Consider the following 21,636-nt stretch of genomic DNA (forward strand, 5'->3'; position numbering starts at 1 on the left):
TTTCTAGGATTAAATCCTATTAGTCTCCAATTTTTGGTCTATTTTATTTTCCATGGTAATTCTTCTATGGATGCTGAAATGAATGCACCCCGTTGGGAACACTTCCCCCACCAAGGGGATGTAGGTGTCCGTGGCTTAGGCGCCAGTATGGAGGAGGCTTTTTGCGGTGCCGCTCTGGCATTGACGGCGACCATTGCCGATTTAGACACGGTTGCGCCTAAAGAGCGGGTGGAAGTGAAGTGCTCTGCGCCGGATAAGGAACTCTTGCTGGTGGAGTGGCTTAATGCCCTTGTATTTGAGATGGCAACCCGCCAGATGTTATTTAGCCACTTTGCGGTGTCAATTGAGGATGAGCATCTGGTAGGGGAGGCTTGGGGAGAGCCTGTGGATCGGAGCAAGCACGACCCTGCTGTAGAGGTTAAGGGCGCCACCCTAAGTGAGCTTCATGTAGAGCGCCGCCCGGAGGGTCTCTGGATCGCCCAGTGTATTGTGGATGTGTGAGAAGCCATGGATATTAGCCGCTTAACTCGAATTTCAGCGTATGCGTGGCGTATCGACCCTCACGGGGAGATGCGTGTGCCTAGCATCATCTATGCCAACGAAGACTTAATCCAGGCCATGGATGAGAAGGTCTATGAGCAGGTGCGGAACGTGGCTACCTTGCCGGGCATTGTGGAAGCGAGCTTTGCTATGCCTGATGCCCATTGGGGCTATGGATTTCCTATCGGCGGTGTAGCGGCCTTTGACCCGGCGCAAGGAGGAGTGATCTCGGCAGGTGGTGTGGGTTTTGATATTTCCTGTGGAGTCCGTACCCTCCACACGGGGCTCCGCCGGGAGCAGATTGAGGCGGTTAAAAGCTCCTTGGCTGACCGGCTGTACCATCAGATTCCTGCCGGCGTGGGGAGTAGGGGCGCTATCCATCTCAACGACCGGGAGATGAATGCCATGCTGGCCGGGGGAGCCCGGTGGGCGGTGGAGCGGGGCTACGGCCGTCCCGAGGATTTGGCGCGCATCGAAGAACAGGGCTGCATGCCGGGAGCGGTGCCCGATGAAGTCTCGGCCAAGGCCAAGAAGCGCCAGCAGGATGAAATGGGGACCCTAGGCTCAGGCAACCATTACCTGGAAGTTCAGCATGTGGTCGAAGTCTATGATCCAGAGACAGCCGCTGCCTTTGGCCTTTATGGGGGGGACATGGTGGTCACTATCCATTGCGGATCGCGGGGGCTAGGGCACCAAATCGGCACCGAATTTTTGAAGGATATGGCCATCGCCGCGCCTCGTTATGGGATTACGTTGCCGGATCGAGAATTGGCCTGTGCACCCATCCATTCTCCCTTGGGGGAGACCTATTTGGGGGCCATGCGTGCCGGGATTAATTGCGCTCTCGCTAATCGCCAGATCCTGACCCATCTGACCCGGCAAGTCTTTGCAGAAATCCTGCCGGAGGCGAATCTTACCCTCTTATATGATGTGTCTCATAACACCTGCAAAGTGGAAGAGCATGTCATTGACGGCCAGCGCAAACGGCTTTTTGTCCATCGCAAGGGCGCCACGCGAGCCTACGGGCCGGGGCATCCGGATTTGCCCGAGGCCCTGCGAGAGGTGGGACAGCCGGTCCTTATCGGAGGCTCCATGGGTACTAGTTCCCACATTTTGGTAGGGACAAAGGAGACCGAAGCGCTGGCCTTCAGTTCCGCTTGCCACGGGGCCGGGCGGAGTATGAGTCGTCATGAGGCTAAACGCCGTTGGTACGGTCGGGAAGTGGTGGACCGGCTCGCGAAGCGAGGCATTCTTATCCGAAGTGCTTCTTACCGGGGCGTGGCGGAGGAAGCCCCGGATGCCTATAAGGATGTGGATGCGGTTGTAGATGCAGCCCATGAATCCGGTTTGGCCCGTAAGGTGGCCCGTCTTGAGCCTCTCATTTGTATCAAGGGGTAGGTAACAGTTAGCTGATTTGTTTCAACTATTTTCAACACCAACCTAAAAGGTGATGCCATGAATGTGAAAGACCTTATGATTAAGAATGTGGCCACTTGCGGTCCTGAGACGACTTTGGATACGGTGGCGTTGCTGATGTGGGATAAAGACTGTGGGTCGATTCCTATTGTTGATGGTGAAGGTGCGCTGATTGGGGTGATTACGGACCGGGATATTGCCATGGGGTGCGGGCTTAATCATAAAGCCCCTTGGGAAATTACCGCCAGGGAAGTTTGGAACAACAGGCAGGTTTTTACTTCTCATCCGGACGATGATATCCATACGGCCCTTCAGGCGATGTCAGAGCACCGTATCCGGCGGCTCCTGGTCACTGACGGCAATGGGCATCTGGAAGGTATTCTATCCGCAGACGATATTGTGGCTTGTTCTGAAAAAGGCATGAGTGGAAGGAGGGCTCCAGAGCTTTCCTATGATGACACCATGGGAATGCTTAAGACGGTGTGCATCCATCATTAAAACAGACTAGTTTGGGGGCCTAAGAAAAATTGGCCTAAATCATGCCAATTAATGCGGTTTCTGGACTCTGTCTTTTAGAGCAAATCCCAAACCAGAAAAAATGCACGCTATTGTTCAACTCCTAATTTACATACAGTGAATTACCCGAAGCCCGGTTCAGATGTTTGCCGGGCTTTTTATTTCCCTGTCCATCAGCATAGAGGGGTTACTTTATTTTTTAGTCATTTTGCTTTACGTGATTGTCGGCCTCTCTTGATCTATTTTTATCGAGATTGTTAAGAAATTCCCTGAACCAGCGCGGATTAAAAAGGAGTATGTAAATCAAAAATAGCTCAGTCAACGGCAGGAATAAAGCGACATACTGTAGAACGATAATTCCCAAACAAATAATTAGACGAACATAGATATTCATTTAGCGACCCCTTCTTTTTTCTGAAAGTGGTTATTCTCTGGTTCAAGGTTTTCTCTTGAAGGGACTTTAGGATCGGAAAAATATAGACTAATGTTTAGTAACCGCATTGTCTAGGTGTAACGATGATTTCACCGATAAACTGATCATTCTCCGCTCTAAAATCATAGCGGGCACAGACTCCATGGGCAAAGAAGAGTTTCATCCCTTGAGATCGGCAAGCTCGTCTGAGCACGATGGGGCGTATCTCCTCCATAAATCGATTCTTATCGAATAGTTCTGAAGGGGGAGTGGTTTTAACGTAATGATAGATTAATTCTCCCTGTCTTCCTTCGACACTTCGAAGTTCTATTTCCGTTCCTACTTTTATGGGAAGCACCTGATTCATTTGCTCTGCCACGACACTCAGCACCTCTGCGGATGATAATTCTTTCGGATCGACTGTTTCTCCGCTAGGAAGAACCACCTGCCTTGTTCCTAACCAATTCATTCTTATAGCGATTACCACTATTATTAAAAAGAGAAGCAGTAGGGGATAGATCAAAATCTTTTTCATGGAACGCGCGGTTTAGTTGTGGCTGTTCTAAGAAAGTTTAGTTTAGATCTGTTTCCAACTCATTCAGTATTGGATTACTGATTACCAATGGAATAGGTACTTATTAATCGATATGAGTTTGGCGTGGGGGTGTAAACTTGGAATTTCCAAGTCTGGAATACTACCCGAAATGTTCATTTTTAATTTGTTGATATTGTCTTATACTGGTATATAAGAGCGGTGCATAAGAGCTTAGTGCAATTGAACCCGATTCAAATTACAGTAAAGCGTATTATCGACTTGACTCATCCTATTTATGAGGGTATGCCCTATTGGCCTAAGGGTGCGCCGTTTCACATGATACAAAGGGCAGATTATGCCCGTGAGGGTTACCAGTTCTACCGTTACGAGATGGATGAGAATACGGGAACTCATATAGATGCTCCTGCTCATTTTTCCCTTGGTAAGCGCAGCATCGATGAGATCCCATGTGACCAATTATTGGTGCCAACAGTGGTGATGGATATCAAAGAAAAGGTACGGGAAGACCGAGATTATCGGCTTTCAATATTTGACGTGTATGCTTGGGAAGAACGATATGGCCAAATTCCACCGCAGTCACTAGCTATCCTGAATACCGGCTGGTGCAAGTATTTTAGTGAGCCTGATCGCTACCTCAGTAGAGATGAAAAAGGGATCATGCATTTTCCCGGTTTCAGTCGCGACAGTGCTGAACTATTGGTTCAGCGAGAGGTGGCCGGGATTGGCATTGATACGCCAAGTGTTGATTATGGAGCGTCTGTGGATTTCCCCGTCCATAGAGTGATGCTGGGAGCGAACCGGTACCAAATTGAAAACTTGGCGAACTTAGATACTCTCCCAGCAACGGGAGCTTGTGTTTTTGTCGGTGTGCTGAAGGTTCGAAATGGCGTTGAGGCTCCAGCCAGGATCCTGGCACTGGTACCTTAGCTCAATAATATTCTTCTTCCTTCTCCCCTGGCGGGAGAAGGTGAGGATGAGGGTAGTCGTCGGAAATCAAAATCGTCCGACAGGCAGCAGATACAAAGCTTGTTCGTTGGGGGGCATTTCTAGAATTCTGGCTACTTCTTTATCCTCAAAGGCCCCAATCACCACCGCGCCTAGGCCTAGGGAGATAGCTTGCAACAGCACATTTTGGGCCGCGTGGCCTACTTCTATATGCATATAGCGTGCTCCCCGCTGGCCGTATTTACGAGCGGTGCGCTGTTCTACCCCAGAGAACACCAGCAGCGCCCCATTATGTCTAACCGGGTCCTGGCCCAAAGCGGCGCGGGCGAGTTGGTTCCGCCGGTCCTCAGTGGTAATCCGAAGCAGCGTGTGCTCATGGGGTTGATATTTGTATACCCCGGCCTCTAACTCCTGTGTCTGTCCTATAACGAGGTAGAGTTCCAAGGGATAGAGCGCGCCAGCGGAGGGGGCGGTGCGAAACCCCTGACCGTGGGTGACGCCTTGGGCTGCCCATAATAGCTGAGAGATTTCTTCCTTGCTTAAGGGCTGGCGACTGAGCTCTCGGATGGATCGCCGCTGCTGGAGGGCGGCCTCTACCGAGATTTTTCCCTCGTAGTGGGGCTGGGGCAGGGAGAGGGTCTCCGCTGGATCATTCATTGCCGCCACTCCATTGGTGGTGATCAAATCCGAGAACGCCAGGAGTAGAAACCGGGTCAGTTTTTTTCTGATCATTGGATATCCATTATTTGGCCTCAGATCAGTCCAGTTTCAGCAGAGAATAGCGCTGCAAGTCCTCCCGAGTCCACAAGGAGAGACCGGCCCTTTGGGCTACGGTTTCCACTGCGATAATAGCATCCGGGTCCTCAAAGATAATCTGGCCGGGAGTACCGGCTTCTTCTAATTGCTGCAATAGAAATTCGTCCAGGAATCGTTCTTCGTGGTGGCTGGAGAGGCGCCCCCGGAAGCCCCGGCGATGCATGCGCACATGAAAAGAGTTGTTAGCCAGTTGCGGCAACCAGGAAATCACGGTCTCACGGGCCTTGGTCTCGAACTCTTCGGGTGTTTGAAAGAGAAAGGTGGTGGTCACCGGGATCACATGGCCCAAAATGTCACGCAAGGAAGGTTCAGCCGCTACCCGTTGATGGAGTTGCCCTAGGAATTCATGGATATCCGGCACTTCCAGCACCAATACATTGTAAAAATCGGTGCGGTGGACGCTGCCGAACTCCTGTAGGAGATCCTTGGCGAGATTATAAGCGCCGCTGGTGCTGACCACTACGTTCCATTGTTGCATCTCGTGGGTTCCTTGATTAATGTTTAATTCTTTGATTTATTTGTGTTCTTCGTGCCTTTGTGGTGAGTTCGTGAATTATTCTGGCTAAGCCCCTCAGTGAAATAGTTACCCTACCTAAGTTTATAGGTGATCGGGTTGGTAAAATCGACGGCTTTTAGCAGGTTTTTCCAGTTCATGCCTAGTCGAGATTCTAGTGACTGAAGCGGGCATCCCTGATGAGTTGCTGAATGATAGTGACCAGTTGAGAGCCTCCAATTGGTTTATGGTGCACTTGACAGTCGAACTCTTTAGCTTCCTGTAACCAATCGGGTGAAGTATCCCCTGTCAAAATGATAGCGGGTATCCGGTGCCCTAGCAGGTGCCGCAAGTGCTGGATGACTTGAACTCCTGTTTTGTCTCCAGGTAAGCGGTAGTCAGAGATAATCACTGCGGGGTGAATATCCCCTTTTTCCAGTTGCGCTAGGGCCTCATTGCCGTGAGTGGCGGTGGTGAGTTGGAAACCTGACATCTCCAAGTATAGGCGCAAGGCATCGCTAATAGCAGGATCGTCTTCAATAAGGAGAACCGGGGTATGAGACGGGCTGCTTTCTGTAGGCGGCTCCACCGGCGGGGATTCCCGAGGTTCCTCTTTGTTTTCTTTTGCCATGGGGACTTCAATGGCGAACATGGAGCCCTTTCCAGGGGTAGAACGGATATCCAGGGAGTGGTCCAAGAGATGGGCTAAGCGCTCAACGATGCTCAGACCCAGCCCTAGTCCCCTGCGTTGATCCCGGGCGGGATTATCGGCTTGGTAAAATTCTTGAAAAATGACTTTCAGTTGCTCTTGGGGAATGCCAATGCCCGTGTCCCACACTTCGATGCGCAGATTGGGGCTCCGGCGGCGGCAGCCGAGCAGAATCTTGCCTCGGTCTGTGTGCTTGATGGCGTTAGAGAGCAGATTTTCAAGGATCTGTTCTAACAGGATCCGATCGCTACAAATCATGACCGAGCAGGGCACCATCCGTAAATTCAATCCCTTCTCCCGTGCGTGCAGCTCAAATTCATTGCGCAGGTAGTTGAGAAGGCTGGCTACGGGAAAGACAGTGAATTGGGGCTTGACCATACCGGCTTCAAGCTTGTTAATGTCGAGTAAGGTATTTAGCAAGTCCCCCATGTTCCTTAGAAGCGCTCCTTGCTGATCAATAAGTCTTCGGATTTCTGGATCTTTGAGCTTTTCCGTTAGGCTATCATTAAGAAAGCTGAGGGTTTGTAGCGGCTGGCGGAGGTCGTGGCTTGCGGTGGCGAGAAATTGTGATTTATGGATACTGGCCTGAACGGCCTTTTCCTTTGCCTCGCGCAGCGCGGTTTCGATTTCCTTTTCCTCAGTAATATCACGGGCAATGGCCACCGCCCCCATGATTTCACCGGTTTTGGTTTTTAGGGGGGCGGAGCTCACTTGTCGAGACCGCAACTGGCGGGTTTGGGGATGGCGTATGATTTCTTCCACATGGGTGAGGGTTTCCCCCTGCAAGGAACGCCAAAGGGGCGCCTCCTCTAACGTCCGGGGTTGCCCCTCGGGGGTATAGATTTCTAGCCGGGACAGCCATGCCGATAGGGGCTGATATAACGCTTCGGTGCGTTCCACGCCAAATGCCGTTGCCGCGGCCCTATTGGCTAGAGAAAGATGACCTTGGGCATCACAAAACCAGACTTCGTCGCTAATGCCATCAATCAAGGTGCGCAATTTATCCCGCTCGCGCTCGATCTTGACCAGCAGCCGTTGCCGCTCATTCTCTATCTGTTTGCGCTGGGTGATGTCGATAAAGGTCACGACCACACCGCCGATGTGGTGCTCTTCCGTTTGGTAGGGCAGAATGCGTTGAATATACCAGCGATCCTCATCCGAATGGACCTCTTGCTCCATAGGTTTCAGATTTTCTAGCACGGTTGCAGCTTCTTTTAGCAGTGCTTCCCTATTGCTGAATTTATGCACGATATGGCTGATGGGGCGACCGATGTCGGTCGGGATCAGGTTAAATAACTGGGTGATGGTGGGTGTATAGCGTTTGATCCGAAACTCCCGGTCCAGGAAAAGGGTGGTGATATGGGGGCTTTGCAGGAGATTAGCCAGGTCGTTATTGGTGACTGTAAGCTCTTCTACCTTGTCTTGGAGCTGGCTGTTGACCGTATTCAGCTCTTCATTGAGGGATTGAAGTTCCTCCTTCGAGGTCTCCAGTTCCTCATTGGTGGACTGGAGTTCCTCATTCATGGACATAATTTCCTCGTTGGCGGCTTTTAACTCTTCATTGGAGGTTTCTAGTTCCTCAATGGTGCTGTGCAGCTCCGTCTTGGTGGTTTTGAGCTCCTGTTCCAGATGCCGTATCAGCGTTTCTTCTGCCGCCGTGACCTCGGTATTGTGCTCTTCCGTTAGCATCCGTTCGGGCTCTTCTTGGAAGCTGACCAGCAATAATTTCTCGGTGGTTTTCGGGATCTGAAGGGGCTTGACCGTGATTTTTACCCGATGATAAGTGCCCTCAGCCCGAATATGGGCATTGGGGACGGTGATTTGCTGCTTCTCCTGGGTGGCCCGATGCAAGGCAGCGCGGAGTTTGAGGTGTAACCCCTCCCGAATCCTGGTGAGGAGGTCATCGGTCGGGATGCCGGTAGGTTGGCGAAGGTAGCGGTCGGTAGGGCCGTAAAAGTACAGAACTCGATATTTCGGGTTTACCAGCACGGAGGCAGGGGCATAGTCTTCTAACAGCGCTTTTTGGGTGAGTTCGGCTAGGCGAGCAGCTTCTGAAGGTCTCGGCGGAGCAGGGGCATAAATATCACCTGTTTTGGACCCGGTGAAAGCAATTGGAAACTCAACAAGGTGATGCTGTATAGCCCCAATCCGCTGATAAACCCGCCATTTCTTGGAAAGGGGCGTAAATAACCCTTCCTGGTGGCTAATGGTTTCGGTGCTGCCCAGGAACAGATAGCCCCCTGGGTTGAGGGCAAAGTGGAACAGGGCGATGAGTTTTTTCTGTATCTCCGCTTCGAGATAGATCAGCAGATTACGACAACTGATCAAGTCGAGCTTGGAAAAGGGGGGATCAGTAATCAAATTTTGCTCCGCAAATAGCACGGACTCGCGGATTGGCTTGTTAATCTGGTAGGTGTGATTCTCCTTAATGAAGAAGCGGCGCAGACGTTCGGATGAGATGTCAGCGGCAATATTTTCGGGATAGATTCCGGTTCGAGCTATCTCCAAGGCCTCAGTGTCGATATCGGTAGCGAAGATCTGGAGCGGGCAGTTCTTTTTTGCTGCCTGGATTTGCTCAGTGAGCAGGATGGCGATGGAGTAGGGTTCTTCGCCGGTGGAGCAAGCCGGGACCCAAACCCGGATAGGCGCATCCACGCTTTTCTTTTGCACGAGCTTTGCGATCACCTGTTCTTCGAGAACCTTGAAGGCCTCCTCCTCGCGGAAAAAGCCCGTCACTCCGATCAGGAGATCCTTGAATAATTGGGTGGCTTCGGTTGAATTGTCCCGTAGAAAGTTCAGGTAACGGGACATGTCCTCAATGTGATGAAGCCCCAAGCGCCGGTTGATACGGCGCAGCAAGGTGCCTTTCTTGTAATAGCGGAAGTCATACTTGGTCTTAGCGCGCAGCACGGATAGGATTGAATGCAGCGTATCGGCTATTTTTGAAGGTGCTTCCGTGGTTTTGCTTACTGTTTTGATATAGGCATGCTGGGTGTATTGGAGCAAGATCCCTGGCATATCCTCCACGGGCTGGATGAAATCGACCAAACCCGTGACAATGGCGCTGCTCGGCATGCCCTCGTATTGGGCCGTTTTAGGATCCTGTACCATGACCATCCCGCCGTGGTTTTTAATCGCTTTTATTCCCAGGGCGCCGTCACTTCCCGTCCCTGAGAGAATGATGCTAATCGCCTTTTCTTCTTGGTCTTCAGCTAGGGAGCGGAGGAAAAAATCAATGGGCATTCGGATGCCATGGCTTAAAACCGGTTCGCTCAGGTAGAGGAAGCGGTCACGAATGGCGATAAACTTGTTGGGCGGGATCGCATAGACTCGATTGACTTCCACTGGCATCTGGTCCTTCACCTGGACTACTTTCATCCGGGTGCATCGGGACAAAAGCTCTACTATCAGGCTCTCATGGGTGGGATCCAGATGCTGGATGAGTACGAAGGCCATGCCGCTATCATCCGGCAGAGTGTTGAAGAGCTGCTTGAGGGAGTCCAGCCCTCCTGCCGAAGCGCCGATCCCCACAATAGGGAAATCTGTCCGTTTCATGGGTTTACCTGGGGCAGTAGGATTAAGCTGCTGGTGCTTTGGTGCTTTGGTGCTTTGGTGCTTTGGTGCTTTGGTGCTTTGGTGCTTTGGTGCTTTGGTGCTTTGGTGCTTTGGTGCTTTGGTGCTTTGGTGCTTTGGTGCTTTGGTGCTTTGGTGCTTTGGTGCTTTGGTGCTTTGGTGCTTTGGTGCTTTGGTGCTTTGGTGCTTTGGTGCTGGCTGTTTTTTTTGTCTGGGGCATTGCGAATATCCAGCTTTACGGAGTTTTCGGCGCGGCTTGCTTGCTGGCTTCAGGACCCCTCTTTACTAAAGAATAAGTTAGAAGAAATTGAAAACCTTCAACGGACAAGCCCTAACTTTAGTCTATCACAGCGCTAACTAGGCAGAATTTAAGTTTCTTTACGAGGGGGGCGCCCGCTCGAAAAAAAATTGGGCTACCGAGAGAACCCGGTAGCCCCAATAGATAGAGAGGCTCGTATTCAGGTTTTTGTAAGGGCGGCTTTAGCCGCGCCCAAATCTAGAATTGGGGAACTATCTGCTATAAGCTCACTCTCCTCGGTATTTTTTCTCCTGTTCCCTGTAGTCCCGAGAGGGTGAGTTGGATCAGCTCCGCCCGATTTCTGGTTTGCAGTTTGGTCATTACTTGCGCCCGGTGGTGCTCGACGGTTTTGGTGCTAATGCCTAGCTCTGAGGCGATGATTCTGCTGAGCTTGCCTTCAATCAGCCCTTCCATGACCTGTTGTTCCCGGGGGGTTAGCTGGGACAGGCGGGTGGTTATTTCTTCTTGTTTTCGCTGGGCTTCTTGGATTCTTAGGCTATGGGCTAGTCCCTCTTGGAGACGTTCTATCAACAGGGAGGGCTTCACGGGTTTGATGAGGAAGTCCACGGCCCCGGCGTGTATGGCCTGTACTGCCTGGGATACAGTCCCCTGGATGGAGACAAAGAGCAGGGGAAGCCTGCTGTTTTGGTCCTCCAGTTGTTTTTGCAATGCTAATCCTCCCATCCTGGGGGCGTGGACATCCAGCAGCAGACAACCGGGGTGAGACGGGTCAAAAGCTTCTAAAAACGCTTCTGCCGAGTTATAGGTTTTGACCTCCCAATCCTGGGCGTTGATTAGCTCACGTAGGGTGAGGTCCCTGAGGGGATAACTATCCACAATAAAAACAGTGGGTTTTGGAACCATTTGTTTTCTTGCGTAGATTTTGTCCCGCAGGTACTTGGCAGGGTGGGTGATCTTTTTTAGGTATTGGCTGCCCATGCAACCTCTCCTAGAAATTTCCAGATAAAGTGAAAGGATCTGCCGTGGAGTTATAACAGCGTAAAATGGGATTCAAATCCGCGTAGCTGGAGCGCTTTCTTTAGATTTGGATGGCAACCCATAAGCAAGAGGTCGGCCGGTTCCTTATTGAGGCTGTCCTTTAACATCCAGAGCAGCGTATAACCGGAGTCGCGAATAGAAACGGTTTTTTCCAGATTGATAATGACTTTTATCCCTGTATCGCGGGCTTGTTGCGCGGTTTCCCAAAATTCCCGGCACAAGGAGCTGTCTAAAATGGAGGGGAGAGTTAAAGTCACTAGGGGAACGTGATGTTCGCCTCCACTTAAGGGAACAGTTTTTGCCGCGAGGCGAGTGGCTAATAACATAATACTCTCCCTTTTGGTAATGAAACATTTCGGTTTCGGTATTACTGGACTGCTTCTGATTTAACAGGGACTTGGCAATTTTGGGTAAGTAAAACCCAAAATGTTCTGTGATGAAATTGGTATTTCTACCTAAATTTCAGGAATTCGAGGATAAGAATTTTCTGGTCTCATCATTTGTAATTTGTGCTATTTAGTTAAGAGATAGTCACAGAATGAATTAATGGGGTAGATGAAGGAGGAAGCGAATCATGCACTGTTGTTGCCCATATTGCCACTATTGGCATCATCACCATCATTGGGATTGGCCCCCGCCTTACCCTTACCCGCCGCCCTCCTATCCCCGGCGTTACCCGGCTGCTCCAGGGGAGGAGGATATCCGGCGATTAGAAGAAGAGCGGGACCAGTTAGCCCAGCGCCTCCAACGCCTGGAAAAAGAACTTGAGGAATTGCGCCGAGGGACCCGCCTGGCATAAATAGGCACCCGTGTTCTTTTGAGAAAGGGCGGTGACCGCTGCATCTTCTGATATCCGGGATAAGGGGCTGGCTGATAAAGGGCGAGCGCGGATCCAGTGGGCCTATTCAGAAATGCCCGTCCTGCAAATCCTGGAGGCCCGTTTTGCTAGAGAACGCCCGTTGGCGGGCGTGCGCCTGAGTGGCTGCTTGCATATTACTACCGAAACGGCCAACCTAGCGCGGGTATTGACCGCCGGCGGCGCCCAGCTCTTGCTTTGCGCCAGTAATCCCCTTAGCACCCAGGACGATGTGGCGGCCGCCCTGGTCCAGCACTTTGGAGTGCCCACCTACGCCATCCGGGGTGAAGACAGTCGGCGCTATTACCAGCACATTCATAGGGCACTAGACCATCAGCCGCAAATTACCTTGGATGATGGGGCTGATCTGGTCAGTGAATTACATCAAAGCCGCACCGATTTATTGGCGCAGGTGGTCGGGGGAACTGAGGAGACCACAACGGGAGTCATCCGTCTTCGGGCCATGGCCGCCGAAGGGGCCTTGCGATTTCCCCTCATTGCGGTCAATGACGCTTTAACCAAGCACTTGTTTGACAACCGTTATGGGACAGGGCAGAGCACCCTAGACGGGATTATTCGCGCTACCAATATTTTATTGGCCAGCAAAGTCTTTACCGTGGTGGGCTACGGTTGGTGTGGGCGGGGAATTGCCCGGCGAGCCCAGGGTCACGGGGCCAGGGTTATTATCACCGAAGTCGATCCCCTGCGCGCCCTAGAAGCCGCCATGGATGGTTTTGCCGTCATGCCTTTGCAAGAGGCTGCGGCCTGCTCGGACTTTATGGTGACGGCTACCGGGGATAAACACGTGATTGACAAGGCCCACTTTGAAGCCATGAAAGATGGCTGCATCCTTGCCAATTCAGGCCACTTCAACGTGGAAATTAATCTCCCTGCCTTGGAAGCTCTGGCAGTAGATAAACGGCGACCCCGGCCTTCCGTGGATGAGTATTTTTTCCAAGATGGTCGACGAATTCGGTTATTGGCCGAAGGGCGGTTAGTTAACCTAGCGGCGGCGGAGGGTCATCCTGCGGCCGTCATGGACATGAGCTTTGCCAACCAGGCCTTATGCGTTGCCCATCTTTGGGCGCACCAGGGTGAGTTCGCTAATCAGGTCCACGGAGTCCCCAGGGAGATTGATGAGGAAGTGGCCCGGCTAAAGCTGAAGGCTCTGGATCTTTCTATTGATAGACTAACCGAGGAGCAAAGCACTTACTTGGCTTCCTGGCGGGAAGGGACTTGAAGTGTTCGAGCGCTAGGGTACTTAATTGCGCAACAGAGCCAGGACCCGCGTCCTCAATTTCCATGACCACACCACTGAGGCCTCTTGTCGATCTTAGGAACTCCTTATGAAACCTTTTATCTTTGAAAATCCACCATAGGGAGACGGAATGTCGGTTACTAACTCTCAAGTGATCTAAAATCTGGCTCTAGTACTCTTCGGCTATGCCCCCTTCCTTCTTTGACTCAGCTAAAATAGAAAAGCCAATTTAGAAGCTAAGAATCCTTTTTTCTACCCATCAGGGTGCGGCAACACGGTTGTACCGTACTGAGAAATTTTTCCTAAAGATTTTGCATATGTGGCCGATCGGCTTATATCTAGATGGCTAAACAATCTTTATTTATTGGAGGCACTACAGTATAGAGGTGTTTCTCCAGTGCCTAGATGCTTTTAGTAAATCACTTATTAGCTGGTTAGATTAAGGACTTTCTAAACAGCTTAGAGGGTTCAAAAGCTGTGCAATCTTAGGAAGTCTATCATGTGGTACATGAGAAAACCCATCTTTTTCCTCGGGTTATTACTAATAGCCTTAGTAATCTCCCCCGCTTTCAGCTCAGATGATCTGGCCAATATCCCCGATCCTAACTTTGGGGATGCTCTTTGGATCGCCGATTCTGGGAATGTCCTTAAGGTGGCGATTGCTGATGGAATCACTCTTTTTGCAATCAATCATGTAGAAGAAATTCATGCTCTTGCTGTCGATTCCGAAGTCGGCACTTTATGGGCCTCTAGTGGCAGCACTCTGTATGCCTACAATTTTTCTGGTGAGCGTCTATCGGCAACTCCTATCGATAAGGTGTGGGATGAAAAGGGAGTGGTGGATAGCAATGATGAGGGGAAGGATAAGAGTAAGCTAGGGAAAGATAACAGAAATAAGAAACGCATCCAGCTTGCTGTTAATCCCGATGATGGTTCGGTTTGGCTTAGCCGCCACAAAAAGCTTTATCACTTCGATGCCTTAGGAAAACTGATTGATATTCTCTCTCTTCCAAAAAAGATTGAGGCACTCACTTTTGACACTGCTCGTAACCATCTGTGGGTAGCTACTCAAAAATTACTTACTGTTTATGACGCCTCTGGCACGCCAATCAATAGCATTAGTCCTGCTGGCGCTAAACATATCCGCCATATGGTCTATGATGAGGGAGCAGATTCTCTATGGGTAGCAATAGACAAAAATATCCTGCGCCGCTATGACGCCAATACTCCTCGTGGGGAATTCGAGGTATCTGTTTTCAAGGAAATAATTGCTCTTGCATCAGACTATCAAGACGGCCTCTGGGTCGTCGCTGGTAAGCACTTGCTCAAAGTAGATGCGATGGGTAAGGAAACTTTTAGACTCAAGCCATTTAGCGGTAAAGGCGGCAAGAAAATCATCGATATAGTCTGTGATCCGGCAGATGGTTCGGTATGGATATCAAGCAAAGAGGCAATATATCTAGTCAGCGCAGAAGGTGAACTCCAACCGGAGTTTTCGCTTGTTTCGGGAAAGCAGAGACCCAAAATGCATGCCCTGGCGCTCTATTCTGATGTTATGCCTCCGCAACTAGAGATTATCCAACCCCAGGAGGGAAATTTACTCAATCGGAATCCACCGGAAATTAAGCTTCGATATGATGATACTGGAATCGGTGTGGATACTACAACGCTTGCTTTTAAAATGAACGGCGAGTCTTTAAGAGTAAGTTGCGATTTTCAAGAAAGGAGCGCTAGCTGCATACCTGATAGCCCATTATTAGAGGGTGTCAATATGTTGCGTGTTGTCATTGGTGATTTTCACGGTAATATTTCCTTTCCTGCCAGTGTTGAATTTACGATTGATAGTCTATCACCTGTGATTACATTTCAACTCCCAGTAGGTGATGTGATAACCAACTCTCAATCCTTTACTCTTTCAGGCCAGCTTAGTGAGCATGCGACACTTGATCTGGACGGCATACCGTTGGCAGTTATGGACGATCTTAGCTTTAGCCATCAGGTAATGCTCATTGATGGCCTTAATCAATTAACGTTTACTGCTACCGATGCTGCAGGTAATACAAGCACTGCTGTTGCCCAGGTTACGCTGGACATTGTTCCGCCACCAGCTCCAGATATCTCATTGATCCTTGTGAGTCTATCTAATAATGGGACTATAACAGTCAGTGGGCAAGCGGGCAGCGTGGAGGGGGGTGCCCAGGTCACGCTCACTAATACGCGCACCGGTGAAAGTGTTGAAGTGTTTGCAGATCTAACGGGTGGTTTTGCAGCACAGCTCGCAGCTCAAACCAATGACCATATCCAGATTCAGACTGCCGATGTGGCAGGCAATAATAGCGAACAGCAAACACTGACAGTTAGTCAGGTAGATGATATGGTGCCACTAGACCCGGAGGCTATTGCACCACCATTGAGTGTGACTGGGATCACTTCATTTATGGAGGCCACTGCATTTTTATATGCTGGTGTAAATCCTATTCAAAAAGGAGTGGTTCAGGGTGCCATAGAACCTCAGCGCGCCGCAGTCATTCGTGGCCAGGTCAAAGATCGTGAAAATAATCCGTTATCAGGGGTTACCATCACCCTTAAAAACCATCCTGAAGTTGGCCAGACCTTTACCCGCAAAGACGGCATGTTTGACTTTGCCGTTAACGGTGGTGGGTTGTTGACCATTAATTATCAGAAGGCCGGTTATTTACCTGTGCAACGCCATGTAAATGTCCCTTGGCAGGATTTCGCTTTCGCTGATGATGTTGTCATGGTTAAGCTTGATCCCAAGGCAACTACAGTGACCTTATCGGCTAATATGCCTATGCAAGCTGCTAGAGGTAGCGTGATAGTGGATGACGATGGTAGCCGACAAGCTACTATTTTGTTCCCAGAGGGCACGCATGCCAGCATGGTTTTGCCGGATGGTACCTCGCAGGTTCTTCCTACTCTTACTGTGCGAATCACCGAGTATACCGTCGGCAAAAACGGTCCGCAGGCTATGCCAGCATTGCTGCCACCTACCTCAGGCTATACCTATGCAGTGGAGTTAAGTGCAGACGAGGCTATAGCTGCTGGAGCCTTTCAGATTGATTTCAATCAGCCATTGCCCTTCTACATCGATAATTTCCTCGATTTTCCAACGGGAGGGATTGTTCCCGTTGGTTGGTATAACCAAAAAAAGGGGGCTTGGATTCCCTCTCATAATGGTCGAATCGTAAAAATTCTTGGAATCGATGCCAGGGGACAGGCCCAATTGGATATAGATGGGAGTGGTAGTCCAGCTAGTTTTAATCAATTGAGTGAGCTTGGGATCACTGACGCTGAGCTCCAGCAATTAGCAAGAATCTATCCTGTTGGTAATAGCCTCTGGCGTGTCCCCATTCACCATTTTACTCCGTGGGACTACAATTGGCCCTATGGACCACCAGAAGACGCCAAACCGCCACCGGAGGAAGAACCTGAGACGGATAATGAGAATCAACCTGATTCAGAGAATAGTGATGAATGTAAGGGCTGCATAATTGAGCCTCAGAGGCAGAACCTGGGCGAGGAGATTCCAGTTACTGGTACTCCTTTTAAGCTTCATTACCGTAGCGATCGGATGCCAGGATACAGGGCTGGGTATTCTGTCCGAATTCCCCTAACTGATGATGCCGTTCCTAGCAGCTTAGAACGGGTTGACCTTAAAGTAGATATTGCAGGACGCCGCTTCAAATATACTTTTGAACCGATTCCAAATCAGACTCATACTTTTATATGGGATGGTCAGGATGCTTATGGTCGTTCTGTGATGGGAATGCGCAAGGTACGCATTAACATCAATTATGTATACAATGCTGTTTACTACCCACCAAATAAATTCGCTCGAGCTTTTGCCTCAGTTTCTGGCCTTGTAGGTAGCAATAATCAAATAGGGAGTAGTCGTAGTGCAGGAAAAGTAGTGCTCGGGAAGACATGGTACAAGAAGTTGGGAGCATTTACACCAAGAGCGATAGGTCTCGGTGGTTGGACAGTCACTGTTCACAATGCATACGATGTTTCGAGTAAGGCTTTATATAAGGGAAATGGCAATACACGGAGTGCAAAAAATTTAGGTAATATTATTACTACTTATGCGAGAAATAAAAATGAAAATTCAAACCTTCTAGGTGAAGGTGATTTAGCAATTCAAGCAAATATCTTCCTTCCAACTGATCTCGCATTTACCTCAGACGGAACCCTATACTTAACAGTTCGACATCAATTTAGCAAGCTCCTCCGTATAGCGCCAGATGGAAATGTTACAAATGTTGATTTTCCTGTTGCGCTTTCATACCTATCATCAGTTGCAGTTGGGCCAAATGGAAGCCTGTATGTGGTGGATGTGGGTAATTACCGCGTTCTCCGGATTGGAACTGATGGGGTTGTTAGTATAGCTGCTGGTAATGGCATTGCTGGGTTTAGCGGAACGGGTGATTTAGCAACGCAAGCAATGATGCGGCCTTTTGCGATTGCGCTAGATTCGGATGGTAATTTATATATTGCCGAATCCCAAAATAATGTTATTCGTAGAGTAGGGCCTGATGGTCTCATTACTCTTGTAGCAGGTAATGGGACCCGTGGTTTTTCCGGGGACGGAGGTCTTGCAACACAAGCTCGTTTAAACCATCCCAATGATCTTGCGATTGGCCCGGATGGGAGTCTGTATATTGCAGACTATGATAATCATCGGATTCGGCTAGTGAGTCCTAATGGCATCATCACTACTATAGCAGGCAATGGGAGCCGAGGATATGGTGGGGATGGCGGTCCAGCTACACAGGCAATGTTACGGAATCCGCAGGGCATTACAGTAGCTTCAGATAGTAGTCTTTACATCGCGGATAGACGTAATCACCGTATTCGAAAAGTTAGCCCAGAAGGCATTATCACCACTGTAGCAGGCAATGGAATCCTTGGATACGACGGAGATGGTGGTATCTCAACAGGAGCGAAACTTAATCTTCCGATAGCTGTAGCACTTAGTCCAAACGAGAATCTATATATTGCAGACTATTATAATCACCGCATTCGTCGTGTAGTCCCACCCTTACCTAGCTTTACTTTAGAAAATATGATGGTCGCATCTAACAGCGGTGCTTTGGTGTATATGTTTGACAACGAGGGTTATCATCAGAGTACCGTAGATACGGTTACTGATGCGCCTATCTACAAGTTTCTTTATGATGCTAGAGGTAATTTGGTAGAGATTGAAGATAGAAATAGCGATATTACTCGCATTGAGCGTAATAATAATGGCGACCCCATGGCTATAGTTTCCCCTGATGGGCAGCGCTCCGCATTGGCGCTAAGTGCTAATGGCTACCTTGCTTCAGTTACTAACCCCAACAGTGAAACTTATCAGATGGAGTACACTGCTGGCGGGCTAATGACACAATTTACTGATCCTCGCAATAATGTTTCGCAATATAAGTATGATAAAGTGGGGCGCTTGCTTCAAGATACTAATGCTAGTAAAGGTGGGTGGACACTTACCCGCAGCGGTAATCGAGATGGTTATACTGTTTCTATGATTAGTAGTGAAGGTCGAACTGCACATTTTGCTACTGAACTGCTGGCTACTGGTGATCGTTTGCAGATCAATACCTACCCTAATAACACTATCCAAGAAAAGTTTTTTAAAGCTAACGGTGAGGAGATTATTACTGCTTCTGATGGTACTGTTACCATGGTAGTGCAAGCCCCTGATCCAAGATTCGGCATGCAAGCACCGATAGCGGCTTTAAAAACAGTTACAATGCCAAGTGGTTTGAAATCTATAATAGAGACTACACGATCAGCAACATTAAAAGGTGAAAATAATCTGCTTGGTCTTACTTCTTTAACAGAAGAAGTTATTTTAAATAATAAAATTTACACTAGTACTTATAATCCATTAACATTTACTTGGAGTAATACCACACCAGAAGGGCGACAATCCTTCGCTATTTTTGATAAAAAAGGGCGTCTCATTAGTATTCAAAATGTGGGATTGGCAGCCACCAATTATATTTATGACTCTAGCGGTCAACTGTTGAAGGTAACGATGGGAGAGGGGGATAAGGCTCGCACTACACGAATCCGCTACTACTCGGATGGTCTGCAGAAGGGTTATGTTGAGCGCATCACTAATGCGCTAGGCCATAGCACTCACTTTGAGTACGATCTTTCTGGACGAGTTATTAAGCAGATGTTTCCTTATGGTCGAGAGGTTAACTTTAACTATGATAAGAGTGGGAATCTCATCCGTATTACTCCGCCTGAGCAACCCACGCACCAGTTTGAGTACACTCCCATTGATCAAATAGCTGGGTATACACCGCCAGAGGCTACCCAATGGGAGCTTTCAACTCATTATCAGTACAATCAAGATCGGCAGCTTACTCGAATTACCCGACCCGGCGGACAGAAGGTAGAATTCACTTATGATAGTGGTGGTGAGCTTGGCACCCTTCATATTCCGCGTGGGTATTACCGTTATAGTTATGATAGTGTCACTGGTCAGGTTAGCACTATCAATGCTCCGGGGGATAGTGTATTAGAGTATGCTTATGATGGATTTCTGCCTACAAGTACTGCCTGGGTTGGTGAAATTTTCGGCAATTTGACGCAACGCTACAATGATGATTTTCGGGTGACCGAACTCGCTGTAAATGGTGAACCTATATTTTTTAGTTATGATCGCGACGGTTTGCTGAATCAGGCTGGAACTCTGACACTCGATCGTGATTTACAGAATGGTTTGTTAATTGGTACTACTTTAGGGGCTATATCTACGGTTCATAGTTATAATGATTTTGGTGAACTTAAGGCTGAACGAGCAAGTTATGAGGGTGTTACGTTCTATGAAGTCCGTTATATGCGAGATAAGTTAGGACGGATTATTGAGAAAACGGAAATGGTAGAGGGTATATCAAATACTTATATCTACAATTACGATTTCTCTGGCCGACTTATTGATGTTGAGAAAAATGGAGCAAGCACTTCTATCTATAAGTATGATTCTAATGGTAATCGTATTTATCATAACGGTACTATAGCTAACTACGATGCTCAGGATCGTCTCTCACGCTATGGTAATGCTACCTATACTTATACTGCTAATGGTGAACTCAATACCAAAACTGAAAATAGGGTTGAGGCAGAGTATACTCATGATGTACTTGGAAATTTAGTAAAAGTTAAGCTGCGTGATGATATTATCATTAATTACCTTATCGACGGCCAAAATCGTAGAGTCGGTAAGAAAGTCAATGGTAAATTAGTACAAGGATTTCTTTACCAAGATCAGTTCAATCCTGTAGCTGAATTAGATAGCAGTGGTAATGTGGTTGCTCGTTTTGTATATGCTGACAAGCCTAATGTGCCAGCATATATGGTCAAAGACGGGAAAACTTACCGTATTATTTCGGATCACTTGGGCAGCCCACGGTTAGTTATCGATACCCAAAGTGGTGCTATTTCCCAACGTATGGACTATGATGAATTTGGCCGGGTTATTCGTGACACTAATCCAGGCTTTCAACCATTTGGATTTGCAGGCGGAGTTTATGATCAGCATACGGGGTTAGTACGTTTCGGAGCGAGGGGCTATGATTCAGAAATTGGGCGATGGGTGTCAAAAGATCCAATTTTATTTGCTAGCCGGAGTACAAACCTTTATACCTATGCTTTGAATGATCCAGTTAATCTTATAGACCCTGATGGACAGCTTATATTGAATGTGGTAAGTGGAGTAGTAGGAGCTACCATCGGTGCATACAATGCGTATGCAAGTGGAGGTTCAGGTAACGATATAGTTGGTGGAGCGTTGATAGGGGGACTTGCTAATGCAGTTTCTGGTAAGGCATTAGTAAATGCACTTATTAATGCGGCAGGAAATATAGCAGGGCAAACAACAAATCCATGTTTTAGCGGGAATATCAATACTGTGGAAGTCGCTATGGCAGGATTGCTAGGGTCATATGGGATTAGAGATAGGTTACCTCAGTTCATGCAACCTAATTTGGCTGGACCACTCTCCGTCCAGATTGCTCATGAGGCCGCAGCAGAAGCTGGTTCTCAAATGATTGGAAGTAATCTATCCGCCACTGCGGGTCGGCTATTTTAGTTTGAAATAGAAGAGGCCCACGTCCTAAGAAGGTGGTCATGAGTGGCAGGCTTTTCCTGTCACGAATAAAGAGGCTCATGTTAAAACCGAGGTTGAGTTGTCCCCACAACATCAACCTTGAAGAAGGAAG

The 21,636-nt window shown here is 48.7% G+C and carries 14 protein-coding genes; 8 read left to right on the plus strand and 6 right to left on the minus strand.

Annotation, left to right across the window (positions count from 1 at the left end):
• Positions 1–78: 78 nt before the first annotated feature.
• Genes NHAL_RS09110 through NHAL_RS09120 form a run of 3 tightly spaced genes read left to right on the plus strand, consistent with a single transcriptional unit; the run spans position 79 to position 2,454 of the window.
• Positions 79–501 carry an archease gene (locus NHAL_RS09110; RefSeq protein WP_013032864.1) on the plus strand — a complete coding sequence of 141 codons (423 nt, stop codon included), beginning with the start codon at positions 79–81 and terminating at the stop codon, positions 499–501.
• A gap of 6 nt (positions 502–507) precedes the next feature.
• Positions 508–1,938, plus strand: a complete 1,431-nt coding sequence (locus tag NHAL_RS09115; RefSeq protein WP_013032865.1) for an RtcB family protein — start codon at positions 508–510, stop codon at positions 1,936–1,938.
• Between the two features lie 57 nt (positions 1,939–1,995).
• Positions 1,996–2,454, plus strand: coding sequence for a CBS domain-containing protein (locus NHAL_RS09120; RefSeq protein WP_013032866.1), 459 nt, complete (start codon positions 1,996–1,998; stop codon positions 2,452–2,454).
• Positions 2,455–2,960: 506 nt separating this feature from the next.
• Here the strand turns inward: NHAL_RS09120 and NHAL_RS09130 are convergent.
• Positions 2,961–3,329: a hypothetical protein gene (locus NHAL_RS09130; protein ID WP_238985488.1), complete on the minus strand. Its 369-nt coding sequence runs from the start codon at positions 3,327–3,329 to the stop codon at positions 2,961–2,963.
• 330 nt (positions 3,330–3,659) lie between these two features.
• Here NHAL_RS09130 and NHAL_RS09135 point away from each other — a divergent pair, with 330 nt between their 5' ends.
• Complete coding sequence (locus tag NHAL_RS09135; RefSeq protein WP_157862534.1) at positions 3,660–4,367, plus strand: cyclase family protein; 708 nt, start codon at positions 3,660–3,662, stop codon at positions 4,365–4,367.
• Positions 4,368–4,433: 66 nt separating this feature from the next.
• Here the strand turns inward: NHAL_RS09135 and NHAL_RS09140 are convergent, their stop codons facing one another.
• From NHAL_RS09140 to NHAL_RS09150, 3 genes are all read right to left on the minus strand, one after another.
• Positions 4,434–5,117 carry a SagB/ThcOx family dehydrogenase gene (locus NHAL_RS09140; RefSeq protein WP_013032870.1) on the minus strand — a complete coding sequence of 228 codons (684 nt, stop codon included), beginning with the start codon at positions 5,115–5,117 and terminating at the stop codon, positions 4,434–4,436.
• A 25-nt stretch (positions 5,118–5,142) separates the two neighbouring features.
• Positions 5,143–5,679 carry a THUMP domain-containing protein gene (locus NHAL_RS09145; RefSeq protein ID WP_013032871.1) on the minus strand — a complete coding sequence of 179 codons (537 nt, stop codon included), beginning with the start codon at positions 5,677–5,679 and terminating at the stop codon, positions 5,143–5,145.
• Positions 5,680–5,869: 190 nt separating this feature from the next.
• A complete protein-coding gene (locus NHAL_RS09150; RefSeq protein ID WP_013032872.1) occupies positions 5,870–9,958 on the minus strand; it encodes a CheR family methyltransferase in 4,089 nt (1,362 codons plus the stop codon).
• Positions 9,959–9,999: 41 nt separating this feature from the next.
• Between NHAL_RS09150 and NHAL_RS21945 the strand changes: the two genes are divergently transcribed.
• Positions 10,000–10,272, plus strand: coding sequence for a hypothetical protein (locus tag NHAL_RS21945; RefSeq protein WP_238985489.1), 273 nt, complete (start codon positions 10,000–10,002; stop codon positions 10,270–10,272).
• Between the two features lie 221 nt (positions 10,273–10,493).
• Here NHAL_RS21945 and NHAL_RS09160 read toward each other — a convergent pair whose 3' ends face one another.
• Together NHAL_RS09160 and NHAL_RS09165 are read right to left on the minus strand one after the other, a co-directional pair.
• Positions 10,494–11,213: a response regulator transcription factor gene (locus NHAL_RS09160; protein ID WP_013032873.1), complete on the minus strand. Its 720-nt coding sequence runs from the start codon at positions 11,211–11,213 to the stop codon at positions 10,494–10,496.
• A gap of 50 nt (positions 11,214–11,263) precedes the next feature.
• A complete protein-coding gene (locus tag NHAL_RS09165; RefSeq protein ID WP_013032874.1) occupies positions 11,264–11,599 on the minus strand; it encodes a hypothetical protein in 336 nt (111 codons plus the stop codon).
• Positions 11,600–11,847: 248 nt separating this feature from the next.
• On the opposite strand from NHAL_RS09165, the gene NHAL_RS09170 reads away from it, so the two are divergent.
• The 3 genes from NHAL_RS09170 (at position 11,848) to NHAL_RS19815 (ending at position 21,506) form a co-directional block, all read left to right on the plus strand.
• Positions 11,848–12,072: a hypothetical protein gene (locus tag NHAL_RS09170; RefSeq protein ID WP_013032875.1), complete on the plus strand. Its 225-nt coding sequence runs from the start codon at positions 11,848–11,850 to the stop codon at positions 12,070–12,072.
• Between the two features lie 31 nt (positions 12,073–12,103).
• Positions 12,104–13,369, plus strand: a complete 1,266-nt coding sequence (gene ahcY / locus NHAL_RS09175; RefSeq protein ID WP_013032876.1) for an adenosylhomocysteinase — start codon at positions 12,104–12,106, stop codon at positions 13,367–13,369.
• Positions 13,370–13,886: 517 nt separating this feature from the next.
• The gene (locus NHAL_RS19815) at positions 13,887–21,506 is read left to right on the plus strand and encodes an NHL domain-containing protein (protein WP_013032877.1); all 7,620 of its coding nucleotides are present in this window, start codon (positions 13,887–13,889) and stop codon (positions 21,504–21,506) included.
• The last annotated feature ends 130 nt before the right edge of the window (positions 21,507–21,636 follow it).

It is taken from the genome of Nitrosococcus halophilus Nc 4 (assembly GCF_000024725.1).
Taxonomy (GTDB): Bacteria; Pseudomonadota; Gammaproteobacteria; order Nitrosococcales; family Nitrosococcaceae; genus Nitrosococcus; species Nitrosococcus halophilus.